The organism is Propioniciclava sp. MC1683 (genome assembly GCF_014164675.1).
In the GTDB taxonomy this organism is placed as follows: domain Bacteria; phylum Actinomycetota; class Actinomycetes; order Propionibacteriales; family Propionibacteriaceae; genus Propioniciclava.
In genome coordinates, this window is record NZ_JACJFX010000008.1 from 103627 (window position 1) to 123099 (window position 19473).

The 19473-nt window shown below is 71.9% G+C and carries 13 protein-coding genes; 4 read left to right on the forward strand and 9 right to left on the reverse strand.

Annotation, left to right across the window (positions count from 1 at the left end):
* Positions 1 to 90 precede the first annotated feature (90 nt).
* On the reverse strand, positions 91 to 453 hold the full coding sequence (locus tag H5397_RS07330; RefSeq protein WP_182816109.1) for a hypothetical protein: 363 nt from the start codon (positions 451 to 453) through the stop codon (positions 91 to 93).
* A 210-nt stretch (positions 454 to 663) separates the two neighbouring features.
* Here H5397_RS07330 and lexA point away from each other — a divergent pair, with 210 nt between their 5' ends.
* The 3 genes from lexA to H5397_RS07345 all read left to right on the forward strand — a co-directional run bounded on the left by lexA (position 664) and on the right by H5397_RS07345 (position 4777).
* Positions 664 to 1482 (forward strand): transcriptional repressor LexA, encoded by an 819-nt coding sequence (gene lexA / locus H5397_RS07335; RefSeq protein WP_182816111.1) that lies wholly within the window; start codon positions 664 to 666, stop codon positions 1480 to 1482.
* A gap of 132 nt (positions 1483 to 1614) precedes the next feature.
* Complete coding sequence (locus H5397_RS07340) at positions 1615 to 2316, forward strand: ABC transporter ATP-binding protein (protein WP_182816113.1); 702 nt, start codon at positions 1615 to 1617, stop codon at positions 2314 to 2316.
* Positions 2317 to 2320: 4 nt separating this feature from the next.
* Entirely contained in the window at positions 2321 to 4777 is a 2457-nt protein-coding gene (locus H5397_RS07345; protein ID WP_182816115.1) for an FtsX-like permease family protein, read from the forward strand.
* Between the two features lie 21 nt (positions 4778 to 4798).
* On the opposite strand, the gene H5397_RS07350 is transcribed toward H5397_RS07345, so the two are convergent.
* The 5 genes from H5397_RS07350 to miaA all read right to left on the reverse strand — a co-directional run bounded on the left by H5397_RS07350 (position 4799) and on the right by miaA (position 10535).
* A complete protein-coding gene (locus tag H5397_RS07350; protein ID WP_182816235.1) occupies positions 4799 to 6712 on the reverse strand; it encodes an ATP-dependent DNA helicase in 1914 nt (637 codons plus the stop codon).
* Positions 6713 to 6868: 156 nt separating this feature from the next.
* On the reverse strand, positions 6869 to 7297 hold the full coding sequence (locus H5397_RS07355) for a DUF952 domain-containing protein (protein ID WP_182816117.1): 429 nt from the start codon (positions 7295 to 7297) through the stop codon (positions 6869 to 6871).
* Positions 7294 to 8703: a GTPase HflX gene (hflX, locus tag H5397_RS07360; protein WP_182816119.1), complete on the reverse strand. Its 1410-nt coding sequence runs from the start codon at positions 8701 to 8703 to the stop codon at positions 7294 to 7296. The genes H5397_RS07355 and hflX overlap by 4 nt, the downstream gene beginning before the upstream one ends.
* Positions 8696 to 9538 (reverse strand): diaminopimelate epimerase, encoded by an 843-nt coding sequence (dapF, locus tag H5397_RS07365; protein WP_182816121.1) that lies wholly within the window; start codon positions 9536 to 9538, stop codon positions 8696 to 8698. Before dapF ends, hflX begins: the two co-directional genes overlap by 8 nt.
* Before the next feature lie 82 nt (positions 9539 to 9620).
* A complete protein-coding gene (miaA, locus tag H5397_RS07370) occupies positions 9621 to 10535 on the reverse strand; it encodes a tRNA (adenosine(37)-N6)-dimethylallyltransferase MiaA (RefSeq protein ID WP_309224311.1) in 915 nt (304 codons plus the stop codon).
* Positions 10536 to 10638: 103 nt separating this feature from the next.
* On the opposite strand from miaA, the gene H5397_RS07375 reads away from it, so the two are divergent.
* A complete protein-coding gene (locus H5397_RS07375) occupies positions 10639 to 10833 on the forward strand; it encodes an antitoxin (RefSeq protein WP_182816123.1) in 195 nt (64 codons plus the stop codon).
* Positions 10834 to 10938: 105 nt separating this feature from the next.
* Here the strand turns inward: H5397_RS07375 and miaB are convergent, their stop codons facing one another.
* Genes miaB through pulA form a run of 3 tightly spaced genes read right to left on the reverse strand, consistent with a single transcriptional unit; the run spans position 10939 to position 19419 of the window.
* A complete protein-coding gene (gene miaB / locus H5397_RS07380; protein ID WP_182816125.1) occupies positions 10939 to 12435 on the reverse strand; it encodes a tRNA (N6-isopentenyl adenosine(37)-C2)-methylthiotransferase MiaB in 1497 nt (498 codons plus the stop codon).
* Between the two features lie 41 nt (positions 12436 to 12476).
* Complete coding sequence (locus H5397_RS07385; RefSeq protein ID WP_182816127.1) at positions 12477 to 13379, reverse strand: hypothetical protein; 903 nt, start codon at positions 13377 to 13379, stop codon at positions 12477 to 12479.
* A gap of 4 nt (positions 13380 to 13383) precedes the next feature.
* Positions 13384 to 19419, reverse strand: a complete 6036-nt coding sequence (pulA, locus tag H5397_RS07390) for a pullulanase-type alpha-1,6-glucosidase (protein ID WP_182816129.1) — start codon at positions 19417 to 19419, stop codon at positions 13384 to 13386.
* Positions 19420 to 19473 lie beyond the last annotated feature (54 nt).

The following is a 19473-nucleotide window of genomic DNA, read 5'->3' on the forward strand; positions in this document are numbered from 1 at the left end:
CACCACAATGCAAGCCCCACGCCGGGGACACGCCGTGCGTACGGCGTGTCGCGCTCGGGAACCACCCGAAAACCGGGGCCGAGGGGTCGCTCAGCCGCCGACCAGGGCGACCAGCGGGGCGTTGCTCACCGAGAGGAAGGCGCCCACGACGGTGGTCAGCATGACACCGAAGACCAGCGCCACCAGGGACACCATCACGGCGATCCCCCGCTCCGTCCACACCAGGCGGGCGGCGGGCGCGGCGGCGACCGGAGCCACGGCGGGGGCCGGTACGACCTCGGCCGGACGCGACACGTCGCAAGCCCGGGCCTGGGTGGCACCCCACGAGGCGTGGATGACGTTGCCCTCGCGGTGCGGGGCCACCGTCGCCCGAACGGAGGCGGCACGTGCGGCCTGCACGCGGCGGACGAGCACGTCAGAGGGGGAGGTGTACTCCAGCAGCTGAGCGGTCATCATGATCTCCTTCTTCGAACGCTTGTTCGAACAGTATTCTCGAACGCCCGTGCGAATGCAAGCACCATTCGCACAATCGTTCGACCCGTGTTGTGGTCTGGTCAGACCCTCGCAGGCCCCTCTGACATTTCTTGATGCAAGGGGATCGACTGTTCGAACACGCCCGAACACATGTTTGAATGCTGCGTTCGATTGCCCTAGCGTGGACGCATGGCGACGGAGTTCACGCGGCGCGGCAAGGCCCGCCCCGACATCCCCAAGCAGACCCGGCGAGGGCGGCCGACCGACGACGACATCGCGGCGATCGCGAAGGCCCGCAACCTCCCCGTCCAAGGGGAGGACGCGCAGGGCCTCACGATCCGGCAGCGACTGATCCTCGAGACGATCAAGGACGCCCTGGAAACGCGCGGCTACCCGCCCACCATCCGCGAGATGGGCGACGCGGTCGGGCTGGCGTCCCCCTCGAGCGTCACCCACCAGCTCAAGGTGCTCGAGGGCAAGGGCTTCCTGTCGCGTGACCCCAAGCGCCCCCGCGCGCTGATGGTGCACCTGCCCAACAGCGACGGCCCGGCCTACATCCACCCCGAGGGCGTGCCGGCCCCCGACCAGGCCGAGCCCGCGGCGTCCGGGTACGGCGACGACGTGCACGTCTCGCGCGCGGTCAACGTGCCCATGGTCGGCCGCATCGCGGCCGGCGGGCCGATCCTGGCCGAGGAGAGGGTGGAGGAGGTGCTCCCGCTCCCCCGCGACCTAGTGGGCGAGGGCACGCTGTTCCTGCTCGAGGTCAAGGGCGACTCGATGATCGACGCGGCCATCTGCGAGGGCGACTACGTGGTGGTCCGCCAGCAGCCCGACGCGAACAACGGCGACATCGTCGCCGCGATGATCGACGGCGAGGCGACGGTCAAGACCTTCAAGCGGACGCCGGGGCAGGTCTGGCTGCTCCCCCACAACGCCGCCTACGAGCCCATCGACGGCAACGCCGCCACCATCCTGGGCAAGGTCACCGCGGTCCTGCGCCGCGTCTGAGCCACGACGATCCCCCCACGGGCGCCGTGCGTGCACCCGTGGGGGGATCGTCGTTCCCACCCCCCGGCCGATCCGCCCCGGTTCCGCCGCCACTAGCGTGCTGCCGTACCCAGCACGTTCCGAGGAGCCCCCATGTCCCAGCCCGGCGCGGCCGTCCGCACCGAAGCCCTGACCAAGACCTACGGCACCGGCGAGACGCTCGTCCGCGCCCTGGACGCCGTGACCGTCGAGATCCACCGCGGCGAGTTCACCGCCGTCATGGGCCCCTCGGGTTCAGGCAAGTCCACCCTGATGCACCTCACCGCCGGGCTGGACGCCGCGACGTCGGGCCGGTCCTGGATCGGCGACGTCGAGATCACCGCCCTCGATGACAAGGCCCTCACCCTGCTACGCCGCGAACGCGTCGGCTTCATCTTCCAGGCGTTCAACCTGCTCCCCACCATGGACGCCCGGGCCAACATCTTGCTCCCCCTCAAGCTGGCCCACCGCAAGCCCGACCAGGACTGGTTCAACCACGTCGTCGACGTGCTCGGCATCGGCGACCGGCTCACCCACCGGCCGTCCGAGCTTTCCGGCGGCCAGCAGCAGCGCGTCGCCGCGGCCCGCGCGCTGATCACCCGGCCCGACGTGGTCTTCGCCGACGAACCGACCGGTGCGCTCGACTCGGCGGCCTCCGAGCAGCTCCTCACCTTCCTGCGCGCCTCGGTCAGCGACCTGGGCCAGACGATCGTCATGGTCACCCACGACGCGACCGCAGCCTCGTACGCCGACCGCATCCTGCGGCTGGCCGACGGCCGCATCGCCGCCGACGAGCGCGCCACGATCGGGGCGTGACCCGGTGCTGACCTCGCCCCGCCGCCTGCTCTCGGCGGCCCTGGCCCTCGCCCTGGGCGTCGGCTTCGTCGCCGCCGCCCTCATGCTCGCCACCTCCCTGGACACGTCGCTGCGCGCCGCAGCCGGCGGCGCCACGCGCGACGCCAAGGTCGTCCTCACCCAGGACCCCGATTCCGCCGCGCCGCCCACCCTCCCCGAGTCCTACGTGGCCACCCTGCGCGCCCTTCCCGGCGTCGACCGGGTGCGGCCGGTGGTGTCGACCTACGCGGGGTCCGTGGACGACAACAGCGCCCAGACGTTCCTGGTGCAGACGCCACCCGAGCTGTCCGACCGCACCCAGCTCCTCGAGGGACGCCTCCCCGGGTCCGACCGCGAGGCTGCCGTGAACCGCGTGGCCGCCGAGCTGCGCGGCTGGCGTCCGGGCGACACCGCGACGTTCGAGGTCGAGAACCGGCAGGAGTACACGATCGTCGGCATCGTGGACGCCGGCGCCGACACCACCGCCTACCGCGAGATGCCCCACGTCTTCCTCACCATGGAGGGCATCCAGCGGCTGTCGGGCCGCACGAGCTACACCGACCTCTACGTGCACGGCACGCTCCCCGAGGCCGAGCTGCGCAACGCCGTCCTCGCGGTCCCCGAGACGGCCGGGACGGGGGCGGCCGTGCTCACCGCGTCCGAGGCGTCCGACCAGCGCGTCAGGGAGTTCACGCGCGGCTCGGAGCAACTGGCCGCGATGCTGTTGGCCTTCGGTGCGGTCGCGGTCATCGTGGCGGGGCTCGTCGTGGCCAACACCTTCGCGATCCTGGTCGCGCAGCGCACCCGCCAGCTCGCGCTGCTGCGCACCGTGGGGGCCACGCAGGGCCAGGTGTTCCGCACGGTCCTGGCCGAGGCCGCCGTGCTGGGCCTGGTGTCGGCGCTCGTCGGCCTCGGGTTGGGCGCCGCAGCCGTCGCCGGGATCGCGCCGCTGTCGCAGGGCAACCCGGTGCTGGCCATCGACGACCTGGCCATCGCCCCGCGCGATATCGTCGTGCCCCTGGTGGTGGGCGTCGCGCTCGCCGTCGGTGCCGCGCTCATCCCGGCCCGCCAGGCGACGCGGGTCCCCCCGCTGGCGGCGATGCGTCCCCAGGTCGCGACCGCGGTGGATCCGCGGGTGCGGCAGGGGCGTCCGGTCGTGGCCCTCGTCGTGACTCTCACCGGCTTCGTCATCCTGGTAGCGGGCGCGGTGGCCCTACCGCTGGCCAACGTCGCCGCCAGCCTCAGCGTCCTGGTGGGCATCGCGGGCGGCCTGCTCAGCGTCGCGGGTGTGCTCGCGCTCGGACGCCGCATCGTCCCCGTCCTCGCGCGACTGCTGGGTGCCGGCTTGCGCCGCGCGGGCGGGCTGCCCGCCGAGCTCGCGGCCGACAACGCCGTCCGCAACCCCGGGCGGGCCGCCGCCACCACGGGGGCGCTCCTGGTCGGGGTCACCCTCGTCACGATGATGACCGTCGGCGCCGCGACCGGGCAGGCCTCCATCGAGGCCGACCTCGCACGCCACTACCCGATGGACGTCGAGGTCACCAGCTGGGAGCTGCTGAGCGACGCGCAGGTGGAGCTGGCCGCCACGCTGCCGGACGTCGCGGCCTCCACGGTGCTGCTGTCGAGTTCGGCCACGACCGAGGACGGGCAGTGGGTGCCCCTCCGGGGCATGGAGCCCGACTCGGCGGGGGTCCTGCGCGCCCCCATCGACCTGGGGCAGCTCACCGACGGCGTGCTGCTGGTCGGTCCCGAGATGAAGTTGCCCGACGGTGTGCCCATCACGCTGACCGGCGCCGAACGGCAGGTGACCCTCACCGTTGCGGTCAACCCTCGCGCGGACGGCCTGAACGCGGTGACCCCGGCCACCATGGCCCAGTTGGACCCACACCCGATGCGTTCCCTGGGGGTGCGCCTGGTCGATGGCGTGGACCCGGTGGGGGCGGTCGCCCGCGTGGGCGCCGCGCTCGGCGAGGTGGGTCCCGGCGTCGACGTGAACTCGGTGGCCGAGCGCCGCGTGCAGGTGCAGCAGATGATCGACACGGTGCTGCTGGTGGTCCTGGGGCTGCTCGCGGTGGCGGTGGTCATCGCGGTGGTGGGCATCGGCAACACGCTCGCGCTGTCGGTGCACGAACGGCGCCAGGAATCGGGCCTGCTGCGGGCCATGGGGCTCACCCGCGGGCAACTGCGGGCCTCGCTGGGTTGGGAGGCGGTCCTGCTCGCCGCGGTGGCCGTGGTGCTGGGGCTGGTGCTGGGCATCGTGTACGGGTTCGCCGGCGTGTCGGCCCTGGTCAGTGCGGACGCCGAACTGCTCCTCCGCGTCCCGTGGGAACGGCTGGCGCTCATCGTGGTGGTCGCCCTGCTCGCCGGCTGGCTGGCCTCCGTGCTGCCGGCCGTGCGGGCCTCGAAGGTGCCCCCGGCCGCGGCGCTCGCCCTGGGCGAGTGACCCGGACGCCGCGGGCGCGGCTCAGCCCCCACCCAGCCGGCGCAGGGCATTCACCGCGACCTCGCGGTCGGTGGTCGACCAGAAGCCGGGCATCGAGGCGCGCAGGAAGGAGCCGTAGCGGGCGGTCCGCAGGCGTGGGTCGAGGACGGCGACGACCCCACGGTCGGACAACCGGCGGATGAGGCGTCCGGACCCCTGCGCCAGCAGCAGGGCCGCGTGGGTCGCAGCCACGGCCATGAACCCGTTGCCGCCCGACTGGGCCACCGACTGCTGGCGCGCCTGCAGCAGCGGCTCGTCGGGCCGTGGGAACGGGATCTTGTCGATGATCACCAGCTGGCAGGTCTCGCCGGGCACGTCGACGCCCTGCCACAGGCTGAGCGTGCCGAACAGTGAGGTGGCGGGCTCGTCGATGAAGCGCCGGGTCAGCTCGGAGAGCTGGGCGTCGCCCTGGCACAGGAACGTCATCTTGGGCAGCTCGGCGCGGCAGTGGCGGGCGGCGGCCTCGGCGTTGCGCTGGGACGCGAACAGGCCCAGCGTGCGGCCTCCCGCGGCCCACACGAGCTCGGCGACCTCGGCCAGGGCCTCGGGGGTGATGCCGTCGCGGCGCGGGTTCGGCAGGTGCTGGGCGACGTAGAGGATGCCCTGGCGCGCGTAGTCGAACGGCGAGCCCACGTCGAGGGCGCGCCACTCCAGACCGGTGGGGTCCTCGGGCTCGGTGTCGAGCAGGCGATCGCCCCGCGCCAGGCCGACCGAGGAGGCGATCGACTCGAAGTCGCCGCCCAGCTTGAGCGTGGCCGAGGTGAGCACCGTCGTGGTGTTCGAGAGCACGCGCTCGCGGAGCAGGCCGGCCACGTCGAGGGGCGCAACGACCAGCCAGCGGCCGAACCGCTCGCGCTCGGACACCCACAGCACGTCGGTCGGCTTCAGCGCCGCCATCGCCTCGGCGACGTCGAAGACCTCCTTCGCCGCCGCGGCGGCCTGCTTGCGGTCGGGGTCGTCGCCCTTGAGCTCGCTGACCACCGCGCGGCTCACCTCGCGGATGCGCTGCAGCACGGGGATGAGGGGTGAGTCCGGGTCCTCGATCCGCTCCAGCGGCGCCTCGTCGAGGGCCTGCTGCAGGGCGTCGCCGAGGTCGAGGAACTCGACGGCGAGGTCGTCGTCGTCCAGGAGGGGCAGGCAGCGGCGGGCGACCCGCTCGACCTGCTGCGGGCTCAACTCGTGGGAGGCCGCCCCCGTCACCCGGGAGGTCAGCTCGTGGGCCTCGTCGATGACGAGGAAGTCGTGCTCGGGCAGGACCGAGTTGCCGTGCATCGCGTCGATGGCGAGCAGGGCGTGGTTGGTCACCACCAGCTGGGAGTTGCGCGCGGTCTCGCGCGACCGCTCGACGAAGCAGGCCTCGAAGAACGCGCACTGCTGGCCGAGGCACTCCCGCACCGGCACCGACACCTGGGCCCACGCGGCGGCGGTGTGCGTGGGGGCGTCGTCGCGGTCTCCCGCGCCGTCGGCGTCCAGTTCGGTCTGCACCCACTCGCGCAGGGCGACCACCTCGGCCCCGATCACGGACGCCGTGTCGGCCTTCGCGGACCGCAGGCCCTCGGCGAGCACCTCGCCGCCGAGGAGGGAGTCCTGCTCGGCACCCGTGCCCTCGATCGCGCGGTGCAGGCAGGCGTAGTTGGTGCGGCCCTTCAGGATCGCGGCGGTGGCGCGGCGTCCGGTGACCTTCTCGGCGGCGTCCAGCGCGGCGGGGATGTCGGAGTTCGCCAGCTGGGCCTGCAGCGCGAGGGTGGCGGTGGCGACGATGACCCGGCCGCGCGGGTTCTCGTGCAGGTGCGCTAGCGCGGGGGCGAGGTAGCCCAGCGACTTGCCCGTGCCGGTGCCCGCCTGGACGAGCAGGTGCTCACCCGTATCGAAGGCGTGCTCGATCGCACGGGCCATCGTCACCTGGCCTTCGCGGGGCGCACCACCGATGGCCTCGACGGCGGCGTCGAGGATCTGGTCGGTTCGGGACGGCACCTGATCGAGGCTACTTCAACGCGGCGTCGTTCCGGCGGGGCGACCCACCCGGACAACAAACGGACAACACCGCCAACGTCAGGAGCCCGCGGAGAACATCTCCTTGATCGGGTCGTCCTCGACCGGCGGCTCGCCGGTGGCCGGGTCCTCGGGGTCGCCGAGCATCAGCGCGCCGTCCTCGTCGAAAGCCAGGGCCCGCATCAGCTCGACCGCAGCTGTGGGCAGCGGCCCGTACAGGTGCGGGTACCCGACCCCCTCGACCGACTCCACGCGCACCTTGGTGGCACCCAGCTTCGTCCGGTCGATCTCCAGGATCACCAGCGGCTCGGGGTCGTCGGCGTAGAACGTCCGTGCCACCACGCCGATCTGATGGGGGTAGGAGCAGTGGATGAACCCTTCCTCCCCCAGCGTGCGCCCCCGCGTGGAGTGCAGGTAGACGCCGTCGGCCAGCGCGGCCTCCCAGTCGGCCCGGTGGGCGATGTGCCACAGCGGCAGGAAGTCGTTCATCGCGCGAACTCCGCCAGCTCGCCGGCGAGGTCATGATTGACCCGCGCCCGCACGAGCGTCCCCTCACCCGTGTGCTCGGTCGAGACGATCTCCCCCGCCTTGTGGATGCGGTCGATCAGGTCGTGCCGCGCGTACGGCACCAGCGCCTCCACCTCGACCGCCGGCCGGGGCAGCCGCTCCTCGATGCGGGCGCGCAGCTCCTCCAGCCCGGCTCCCGTGCGCGCCGACACGAACAGCGCATCCGGCGCGACCGTGCGCAGCGGCACCAGGTCGGTCTCATTCGCCAGGTCGATCTTGTTGAACACGATCTGCTCGGCGATGTCGTTGGCGCCGATCTCGTTCAGCACCGTACGCACCGCGTTGATCTGGCCGACGGGGTCGGGGTCGGAGGCGTCCACGACGTGCACCAGCAGGTCGGCCTCCGTCGACTCCTCCAGCGTGGAGCGGAACGCCTCGACCAGGTCGTGCGGCAGGTGCCGGACGAACCCGACCGTGTCGGTCAGCGTGAACACGCGACCGTCGGCGGTCTGGGACCGGCGGGTGGTCGGGTCCAGCGTCGCGAACAGGGCGTCCTCGACGAGCACACCCGCGCCGGTCAGACGGTTGAGCAGCGAGCTCTTGCCGGCGTTGGTGTAGCCGACGATCGCCACCGAGGGCACCTGGTTGCGGCGCCGCTCGGCCCGCTTGGTGTCGCGCACGGCGTCCAGTTCGCGCAGGCGCTTGCGCAGCTGCGAGATCCGGGTGCGGATGCGACGGCGGTCCGTCTCGATCTTCGTCTCACCGGGGCCGCGGCCACCGATGCCGGCACCGCCGGAGACCCGGCCGCCGGCCTGGCGGGACAGGTTGCCACCCCATCCGCGCAGGCGCTGTCGCAGGTACTGCAACTGCGCCAGCTCGACCTGGGCCTTGCCCTCGATCGACTTGGCGTGCTGGGCGAAGATGTCGAGGATCAGCGCGGTGCGGTCGATGACCTTCACGCCGATGCGGTCCTCCAGGTTGCGCAGCTGGGCGGGCTCGAGCTCGCCGTCGGCGATCACCGTGTCGGCGCCGGTGGCGATGACGACCTCGCGCACCTCGTCCACCTTGCCGCGGCCGATGTAGGTCGCCGGGTCGGGGTGGGTGCGCCGCTGGACGAGGCCCTCGAGCACCTCCGACCCCGCGGTCTCGGCGAGCAGCTTCAGCTCGGCCATCGCGTTGTCGTGGTCGGTCTGGCTGCCGGAGGTCCACACGCCCACGAGCACCACGCGCTCCAGCTGCAGCTCGCGGTACTCGACCTCGGTGATGTCGGACAGCTGGGTCGACATGCCGGCCACGCGGCGCAGCGACAGGCGCTCGGCCAGGTCGAGCTGGTCGCCGTCGTAGTCGTCGACCTCGGAGTCGAGGTCGGCGTCGTAGGTGTCAGTCATTCTTCTCCTCGCGCGGAAGGTCCACGTGGCCGCGCGCCACGATCACGGCCGGGCCGGTCAGCCAGGCCTCACCGCCGGCGAGGTCGACCACGACCTCACCGCCAGGTACCTCAACGGTCCAGCGGCCCTCAGTCTTCCCGTGGGCCCGCGCGACCGCAGAGGCGACCGCCACGGTGCCCGTGCCGCACGACTCGGTCTCGCCCACGCCGCGCTCGAACACGCGCATGCGAACCCGGTCCTCGGCGAGCTCGTCGACGAACTCGACGTTGACCCCGTGGGGGAAGTTCGCCCGCGGCGTCCACTCGGGAGCGTCGCCCAGGTCGAGGGCGGCCAACGCGTCGCCCTCGCCGAGCAGGACCACGGCGTGCGGGTTGCCGACGTCGACGCTGGTCGCGCCCCACTCCTGGCCGTCTACGCGCACGACAGTGCCGGCGTCGTTGGTCTCCGGACGCCCCATCCACACCCGCACGCGGCCGTCCGGCAGCAGCTCGGCGGTGCGCAGGCCGGCGCGGGTGCCCAGGTCGATGGACGTCGTGCCCTCCGGCACGAGCCCCTCCTCGACGAGGTAGCGCGCGAACACGCGCACGCCGTTGCCGCACATCTCGGCGATGGAGCCGTCGGCGTTGCGGTAGTCCATGAACCACAGGTCGGGGTCACCGTCCCACCCGGGCACGTGCCGCGCCCGCACCGCTCGCAGGACGCCGTCGCCGCCGATCCCGGACCGGCGGTCGGCCAGGAAGCGCACGTCGTCGTCGGTCAGCGGGCGCGCGTCGTCGGCGTCCGTGACCAGGACGAAGTCGTTGCGCGTCCCGTGTCCCTTGGCGAAGCTCAGCACCCGGCGATTGTCGCACGGATTCCAGATGCATTTCCGGGTGGAGAAACCCCAAGGATCCTTGGGGTTTCTCCACCCGGAAATGTCAACGGGTCAGCTGTTCAGCCAACGTCTGCGCCAGGCCGGGGTCGCCGGCGGTGAGCCACGTGACGCGCTCGTCGCGCCGGAACCAGCCCAGCTGCTTGCGCGCGAACCGCTTGGTCGCCCGCACGATGGCCTGCTTCGCCTCGTCCTCGGACAGCTCCCCGTCGAGGTACTGCAGCACCTGCCGGTACCCGATGGCGCGGGACGCCGTCCGCCCGGTCCGCAGCCCCCGGCGCTCCAGGGCCCGGACCTCGTCGACGAGCCCGTCGGCCCACATCCGGTCGACGCGCTCGGCGATGCGGGCGTCCATGAGCGCCCGGTCGACCTCGAGTCCGACGCTGACGACGTTCGGCAGGGCGTAGGTCCACTCGGGCAGCGTCGGAGCGTGGCCACCGGTGAGCTCGAGCACCTCCAGCGCACGCACGATGCGCCGTCCGTTGCCGGGGAGGATCTCCGCGGCGGTGTCCGGCGCGCGCTCGGCCAGCACGGCGTGCAAGGCCTCCGGGCCGACCCGGTCGAGCTCGGCCTCCCAGCGGGCCCGCACGTCGGCGTCCGTGCCCGGGAACTCGAAGTGGTCGAGGATCGCGCGCATGTACAGCGCCGACCCGCCCACCACGATCGGCAGGACGCCGCGGGCCCGGCACCGCTCCATCACCGCCCGCGCCGCGGCCTGGAACTCGGCGACGGAGGCGGTCTGGGTGACGTCCATGACGTCGATGAGGTGGTGCCGGACGCCCCGGCGCTCGGCGGGGGTCGGCTTGGCGGTGCCGATGTCCATGCCGCGGTAGACCAGCATCGAGTCGGCGTTGACGACCTCGGCCGGCTGGCCCTGCCACGCGAGCGCCACGGCGACGTCCACGGCGAGCGCGGACTTGCCGCTGGCCGTGGGGCCGTTCAGCGCGAGGATCGGGAGCACCCGATCATTCTGGCCCAGATCGGGCACCGCAGCTCGCCGTAGGTCTACCGTGGGTGGTGCCGGGGGAAGCAGGGCCGGCACCGGACGAGAGAAAGGAGGGCCCATGGGCATCTTCGACGACATCAAGGGCCAGATCGACGCCAACGAGGAGCGCATCGAGGCCGTGATCGACGACGCCGCGGACTTCATCAAGGAGAAGACCGGCGGTCAGTTCGCTGACAAGGTCGACCAGGCCACGGAGTTCCTGAAGGACAACATCGGTTCACCCAACGACGCACCGGAGCAGCCGCAGGCCTGACCTGCCGCCCTTCTCGGATCCGGCGGCCCTTGCCCCGTCCGTCCAAGACGCAAGCATCTCGCTCAGGGCCATCCCCGCTGGGGGTGGCCCTGAGTGCTGCCCGGGTCAGGTCGCGCTGCAGCCCGCGACCGCTGGCGGCATCGGCTCGGGGCGGCGCAGCGGCATGCCCAGCCCGACGCCGGGGGTGGACGCCGCGGGTGCGCCCTGCCAGCGGGCCCAGGCGTCGCCGCCGCGCGTGCGGCGCAGGTTGGTCACGGCACCGTCGGCGTTGAGGTGGTGCGGCGCGGCGTAGGTGATCTCGACGTCGGCGAGGTCGCCGGGGCGCGGGGCGTCCATGCCCTCGGGGATCGTGACGTGCACGAGTCGGTTGTCGCGGGCGCGGCCCGAGAGGCGGTGGGTCGCGGCGTCCTTGCGGCCCTCGCCCTCGGCGAACATGACCTCGACGGTCCGGCCGACGAGCTTGTTGTTCTCCGCCCAGGTGATCTCGCCGACCAGGTCGACCAAGCGCTCGTAGCGCTCCTGGACGACGGCCTTGGGCACCTGGTCGGGCATCGTGGCCGCGGGCGTGCCGGGCCGGATCGAGTACTGGAACGTGAACGCGGCCGCGAACCGGGAGGCGCGGACGACCTCGAGGGTGCGCTCGAAGTCCTCGTCGGTCTCGCCGGGAAAGCCGACGATGATGTCGGTGGTGATGGCGGCCTCGGGCATCGCGGCGCGCACGCGGTCGAGGATGCCGAGGAACTTCTCCGACCGGTACGACCGGCGCATCGCCCGCAACACGGCGTCGGAGCCCGACTGCAGCGGCATGTGCAGGCTCGGCATGACGTTGTGGGTCTCGGCCATGGCGGCGATGACGTCGTCGGTGAACGCGGCCGGGTGGGGGCTGGTGAAGCGGACGCGCTCCAGCCCCTCGACCTCGCCGCAGGCGCGCAGCAGCTTGCCGAACGCGAGGCGGTCGCCGAACTCGACGCCGTAGGAGTTCACGTTCTGCCCGAGCAGGGTGATCTCCTGGACGCCCTCGTCGACCAGCGCGCGCACCTCGGCGAGGATGTCGCCGGGACGGCGGTCGGTCTCCTTGCCGCGCAGCGCGGGGACGATGCAGAACGTGCAGGTGTTGTTGCAGCCCACCGAGATCGACACCCACGCGGCGTACGGCGACTCGCGGCGGGTGGGCAGCGTCGACGGGAAGCGGGTCAGCGCCTCCTCGATCTCGACCTGGCTGGCCTGCTCGATGCGGGCGCGCTCGAGCAGCACGGGCAGCGAGCCGATGTTGTGGGTGCCGAACACGACATCGACCCACGGGGCCTTCTTGACGACCGTGTCGCGGTCCTTCTGCGCCATGCATCCGCCGACGGCGATCTGCATGCCGGGGGTCTTCGCCTTGACCGGGGCGAGGTGGCCGAGGTTGCCGTAGAGGCGGTTGTCGGCGTTCTCGCGCACGGCACAGGTGTTGAACACGACGATGTCGGCCTGGTCGCCCTCGGGGGCGCGCGCGTAGCCCGCGTCCTCGAGCAGCCCGGAGATGCGCTCGGAGTCGTGGACATTCATCTGGCAGCCGTACGTGATGACCTCGTACGTGCGCGGCGTGGCGGTAGCAGTCATGGCGAGGGTCGAGTCTACGTCAGCGGGGCGGGGTCTCCCATTCAGCGACCGCGCAGGTGCTGCTCGAGCCACTGGGTGTCGGTGGCCTCGAGGTCGCGGGCCAGGTCGACGAGGCGCGCGCCGGTCCAGTCCCCGGAGGAGCCGTCCTGCCACAGGGTGAGCTTCGCGTCACCCATCGTGCGGCAGATGGTGGTCGGGTCAGCGGGGTCGCCCAGCACCACGACGCCGTCGCCGAGGTCGTGGGGTGCGTGGGCCCCGTCGCACTGGGACGTGGCGTCGGGCCCGGTCTCCAGCCACACCCGCGCCTCACCGGCCAGCCCGGGTTGGGCCATGTCGTACCAGGCCTCCTGTCCGGCGCCCGGCTGGGTCGAGAACCCCAGTGCGTTCACGGTGATGTCGGCCCGGCCGACGGGTGCGTAGACCGGCACGTCGAGGTTGCGCCACGTGGCGACGACGGTGCGACGCTGTCGGTCACGATCGCGGGCGTTGGCCGCCTCGTCGAGCACCGGCACGACCACCACGGCGACGGCGAGGAGGGCCACCAACAACACCCGCACCCAGACCCGCATCGGACCGGCCACGGCGAGCGCCAGCACCGGCGCACCGATCGCCAGGACCCACAGCGCCGTCCCGAGGCCGTCGCCGGTCACACCGTCGAGCCTCGACTGGCCGGCGACGGCCAGCACCGGGAGGCCGTAGGCGATGGGTGTGTACCACCAGCGCACGCCGTGACGGCGGGCGACGACGGCGGCGATGACCGCCGACGCCAGCACGCCCACGCCGGCACCGAGGATGGCGTTGCCGATCGAACAGAGGAAGCCCGAGCACGGGATGACCGACCCGATCGCCCCGAACAGGCCGCCGAGCACCAGCGCGGCGGCGTAGGTGGCGAGCACCGTGACGACGCTCGCTCGGCTGGCGCGACCTGGCTCCTGGACCGTCATGCCGCTAGCGGGGCACCTTCTTCCACGCCGCGGTGTTGCCGAACGCGTACGTCCACGAGGCCTCCGCCCCGTCGGCGAATGCGTAACCCTCCAGTGGCCGGGCATCGACGGTGACCTTGGCGCCCTTCGCGACCGGGTGCGAGCCCGCGGCGACGACCTGGCCGTCGACCAGGTACTCCACGCCCTCGACGGCTGGGATGACCACACGGTCGTGCTTCCAGCCGTTGACGTCGCGGAACGTCGGTGCCACGGGGGTCACGTACTCCACCATCGGCTCGGCGGCGTCGTTGAGCACGACGACCGAGCGCGCCGGGATCGTGAGCGTGCCGGAGGAGGCCTCCCACGTCGTGGTGGCCACCACCGGGTCGTCCCGGACGCCGTCGGTGAGCACCGGATCGAGGACGTACTCGACGCCGGCCTGGCCGTCGATCGCCTCCGTGATCGCCTCCGGCGACGCGTTGATCGCCACCAGCAGCCCGTCCTTCGCCGGGTCGACATCGGCCGCTCCGGCAGGGTCGGCGACGTGCATCACGATGAGGCCGGCGGTCTGGTCGGCGCCCGCGTTGGGGAACGTCACCCGCTCCTTGATCAGCTCCGCGGAACCGAGCGTCAGCAGCGGGTTCGTCGACCGCAGCTGCAGCAGCTCGAGCGCCGCGTCGCGCGACATCGCGATGTCAGACGGAGCGGGCTTGAGCGCCGGGTTCGCCAGTAGCGGGCTCATGGCCGCCCACTTGCCGCCGTTGTCCGGCTCGGGGGGCAGGCCCACGCCGAAGTTGTTCGACTGCATCGACCAGTCCAGGGTGTTGAACCAGTCACCGGAGTTGTAGGAGTTGCGGTCCAACGACTTGCTGCGCAGCAGGTCGGTGCCCGCGTGCCAGAACGCCGGCGACTGGCCCAGCGCGACGGTGCCGAGCGAGACGGTGTTCATCCGGACGCGGTCGGCCATCGGCGTGTCCACCGGCAGCTTCCACACGCCCAGGTCGTACAGCGTCTCGTTGTCGTGGGCGTCCACGTAGTTGACCGACTCGTCGGGCTCGGTGGCGTAACCGGCCGGGGACCCGTTGTAGTCGAGCTGCGCGCCCGTCTGGAGCTCGCCCGCGGACGTCTCGAAGGCGTAGTCGGCGAGGTTGCCGGCCATACCCAGCCGGATCAGGTCCTGGTCGTGGCGCAGATCGGCGAGCTGCTGCTCGGGAGAGGCCGTCGAGACGCCGTTCGGGTCGGTGTACAGCCCGGTGCCGAACCCCTGGAACTCGGACTTGTTCTCGTCGAATGGCCCGCCGCCGTGCACGGCGTCCCGGAGGCGGTCGTTGAACGCGCCGATGTGGGTGCCGCCGAGCTGGCCCTGCGTCGCCTGGTGGAAGCGCGCGTTGTCGGCGACCTCGCCGAAGTCCCAGCCCTCGCCGTAGAGGTAGATGGCCTTGCCGTCCACCCCGTCGGCCGCCGGCGTGAGGGCGTCCAGCGCCTCGCGGACGGCGAGCATGTTGTCGCGGCTGTGGTGGCCCATGAGGTCGAAGCGGAATCCGTCGACCTTGTAGTCGCGCGCCCACAGCACCGTGGAGTCGACCATGAGCTGCTCGGCCATCGCGTGCTCGGTGGCGACGTTCTGGCAGCAGGTGGACGTCTCGACCTGGCCGGTCAGCGACAGGCGGTGGTAGTAGCCGGGCACGACCTGGTCGAGCACCGACGTGTCACCCTGGCCCGACTGTGCGGTGTGGTTGTAGACCTTGTCGAGCACGACCTGGTAGCCGAGCTGGTGCAGCCCGCCGACCATGGTGCGGAACTCGCGGGTGCGGTCGCCGCCCACCTGCTCGCCGGCGGTCGCGTACGAACCCTCGGGCGTCATGAAGTGGAACGGGTCGTAACCCCAGTTGAAGCCGTCGGCATCGGAGACGGCCATCACCGCTGCCTGCTGCTCGCTCGAGTCCGGGCCCGCGTCGGCGGGGATGTCCGGGACCGCCTGGGCGGCGCGGTCCTCCTCGATGGTCGCGATGTCGAAGCTCGGCAGCAGGTGGACGGTGTTCATCCCCGCCTCTGCCAGCTCGGACAGGCGCTTGGTGCCATCCGTCCCGTCCAGGGCGAAGGCGGCGTACGTGCCGCGCTGGGGCTCAGGGACTGTCTCGTCGGAGATCGAGAAGTCACGAATGTGCAGCTCGTAGATCGCCCGGTCGACGAACTGGTCGAGCTTCGGCGCCGGGGTGCTCGCCCAGTTGGCGGGCGCCCATTGGGGGTCGTCAAGGTCGACGATGACCGACGCCGTGGAGTTCAGGGTCAGCCCCACCGAGTAGGGGTCGGTGACGTGGTTGGTCACGCGGGTGCCCGTGCTCGGCGCGTACACGTCGACCGCGTACCGGTAGGCGCGGTTGACCCAGGCCGCCTCGCCGGTCACGCTCCACGTGCCGTCGGACGCCCGCGTCATGGCGACGACCGCCGGGGTGCCCTCGGCCGCGATGGAGTCGAACAGCTCGAGCGAGACCGTGCGGGCGGTCGGAGCCCACACGCGCAGGGTCGGGACGCCTGCTTCCAGGCTCACGCCCAGGTCCGTCGCACGCGCGGCTGCGGCGTACAGGGCGTCGAGCACGCCCGGCACCTGCACGCCGGTCAGCACCTGCGGGGTGCCGTCGGTGCCCGACTGGAGGACGAGGAGCTGCCCGGTGAGGGCATCCTCGACGCTGGCGCCCTCGGCGAGCGTGAGCTTGAGCGCGAGGAAGCCCGTGAGGTGCTTGCGGTTCTCCAGCTGAGCGGCCGTCAGACCGGTCGGCTCGTGAGTGAGGGTGCCGACCAGCGTCGCGGCCTCGCCTGCTCCGCCGCTGACGCTGCCGTCCACCAGGCTCATGCCGCCGTCGGGGTCGGCCCACAGTTGCCACGTGGTGTTCGCGGTGTCGGGCGCCAGGTCGGCCGGCCACGCGATGGTGGTGGCGTCCACCCAGTGGGCGAGAAACTGCCCGGTGCCCGCCAGCGAGGCGTCCTCGACGGTGATGGTGAGCTGGTGAGTGGCGATGTCGTAGGTGAACACGACACGCTTGCCAGCCTCACCGACGGTGAACGTGTAGTTGGTGCCGTCAAGGTCGCCGTCCACACCGTAGTTCTCGGCCCACGACCGGTTGTGCGCCACCTTGACCTGGTAGGAGCCGGCCGGGATGGCTGTGGTCTCCCACGTGTAGACGCCGTCGAGGTTCGGGTCACGCATCCAGGTGCGCATGCAGTCGGGCTGCCAGTCGCCCGGGCAGCCGATGGCCGCGTTGAACGACCCGGGCAGGGTGACGATCGGGCCCTGACTGGTGTTGGAGAAGTCGTGGCTGACGGGATCGTAGAAGAAGGTCACCTCGCCGCCGGGGTGGGTGTAGACGGCGTTCGCGCCGCCGGGCACCCCGCCCTGGCCGTAGTTGACGTCCCACGAACCGCCGATGGCCACCTTGTACTCGTACTCTCCCGGGGGCAGCGTGAACGTGCCCGTGTACAGCCCCGAGGTGGGGTCCAGCGTCAGCGCGGCGCGCTCGCAGTCGGGCTGCCAGTCGCCGGGGCACCCCATCGCCGCGTTGTGGCTGCCGGGCACGGTGACCAGGTCGCCGGTCGGGGCCGTCGGGGCGGGGTCCGTGAGGTCAGTCCCGACCACGAGCAGCCGGGAGACGGCCACCGCCGAGCCGTCGGCGTCCACCGAGACCGCGCGGAGCTCGACGGCGGTGCCGGCGGGCAGGTCGCGGAAGTCGGCGAACACGCGCGGCGTGTCGTCCTCGGCGGTGCCGAGCGCGACGTACTCCCCCGTGCCGACGCGGTAGGCGAAGGACGTCTCGGCCCAGCGGTCGTCGGCGACGTCGGCGGTGATGGGGATCAGCCCGCCCGCGTCGGGCGCGCCGGCGGCGAGTGTGATCGCCTGCGCGTCCCCGGCGTCGGCCACGCGGGCGTCCGCCTTGAAAACGACGGCGGACAGGGCCGGGACGGTGAGCGTGACCGCACCCCCGGCGTCCGACGTGATGGCGGTGGTGGTGCCGAACAGGGGCGCGTAGGACGCCGCGGGCGTCAGGGTGGTGAACGTGGCCGTCGCGGGGTCCGTGGTGTTGTTGAACGCGACCAGGTGTTCGACCTTCTCGGTGCGGTCGACCCGGGCGAACGCGTAGACCCCGGGGCCGTCGGCGGCGTGCAGCTCGACCTGGGCGCCGGTGTCGAGGGCCGGGTGGGCGTCGCGCAGCGCCGAGAGGGCGGCGATGTGGGTGTAGAGCGGGGCGCCGGTGTCGAAGTGCGCGCCGGTGCCGTACGGCGTCCCGTCGAGGAGGACGTTGTCGAGGTAGCTGGCGGTCTGCGAGGCCATCATGTCCTCGCGGGCGTCCTTGTCGTTGCCGTCACCGACGAAGCCCTGCTCGTCGCCGTAGTAGACGACCGGTTGGCCGCGCGTCAGGTACATGAGGGCGTGGGCGAAGCGCGAGCGATCCAGCTCGGCGCCGGAGCCCTGCAGGAGCGTGCCGATGCGGCCCATGTCGTGGTTGCCCAGGAAGGTGGGCAGGGCGGACGCCGAGGAGTGGTCGGTCGTGTAGTAGTCGTCGGCGGCGAACAGCCCCGTGAGGCCGGCTGCGGTGTAGCCCTTGGCGTAGTTGAGCGCCGAGGACTGGAAGGCGAAGTCGAGCACACTGGTCATGTCGGTGTCGCGCACGTACGGCGACAGCAGGCGCGCGTCGGCGTCGTAGACCTCTCCGAACATGAAGAAATCGGGGTTGTCCGCCGCGGCAGCATGGTCGTTGACCGCCGTGGTGAAGGCCTGCCAGAACTCGAAGTTCACGTGCTTGGCCGTGTCGATGCGGTAGCCGTCGATGCCCAGGTCCACCCAGGCCTCGTAGATGTCGATCATCGTGTCGACGACGACAGGATCCTCGGTCATGAGGTCGTCCAGCCCGTCGAAGTCGCCGAACGTGACCGACTCGCCCGACCACGTCGAGTTACCGCGGTTGTGGTAGAGCGTCACGTCGTTCAGCACCTCGGGCACCATCACTGGGCTCTCGGGCGACCGGACCGGCGTGCGCGGGAACGAGCGGGTGTCGGGGTGGAAGTCGGGGAACCCTGCCTGACCAGCGAGCGCGGACACGTCGACTTCATTGCCGGCGGTGTCGCGGTAGGCGCTCGTGGCGGTGTCGATGTAGGAGTACTCGCCCTCGGCGTAGTCGATCAGGTCGGCGGTGTGGTTGGCGATGATGTCGAAGTAGACCTTGATGCCGCGCGCGTGGGCGGAGTCGATGAACGCCTTGAGTTCGTCGTTGGTGCCCAGATGGGGGTCGATCTGGGTGAAGTCGGTGATCCAGTACCCGTGGTAGCCGGCGGACGCGTCTGCGCCCTCGCCCTGGACCGGGTTGTTCTTGAACGACGGCGTCAACCAGATCGCGGTCGTGCCCAGACCCTCGATGTAGTCGAGCCGGTCGGCCAGGCCGGCGATGTCGCCGCCGTGGTAGAAGCCCTTGTCGGTCGGGTCGAAGCCCGTGACCATGCGGTCGCCCGTCAGGCCGCCGGTGTCGTTGCCGGGGTCGCCGTTGTCGAAGCGATCGGTCAGGACGAAGTAGAAGCTCTCCCCTTCGCCCAGCTCGCGGGCGGGCGCCGCGACGAGGCCGGCGTCCGTGGTGGCGTCGTACGCCCCGGGCAGGCCGGGGGCCGAGAGCGAGACCTTGTTCGTGGCGTCATCGAAGGCGAAGTCGAGCGTGGTCGCGGCGGCGAGCTTCAGCGGGTAGTTGCCGCCGTTGAATCCGTACGACTCGTCCCAGCCGCCGTTGAGGGCAACCTTGAACTCATAGTCGCCGGCCGGGACGGTGAACTCCCCCGTCCACACGCCGTCGCCGTCGGCGTCGGCGAGGTTGGTCGCCGCGCAGTCGAGCGCCCAGTCCGCCGGGCAGCCCAGCTCGGACTGCAGGTCGCCCACGAGCGTCACGCTCGTGGTGTCCGCGGAGGCGGTCGGTGCGGCCACCGATGCGAGCCCGGCGGCCCCGGTGAGGGCCAGCACGAGGCCGACGGCCAGGGCGATCAGACGGGGGACGAGCGGCTTACGGGTCGACGAGCTGGGCATCTGCGGGTGACTCCTTGCGTCCATGACCCCACCGGTGGGGGTGACCCGAGCCTA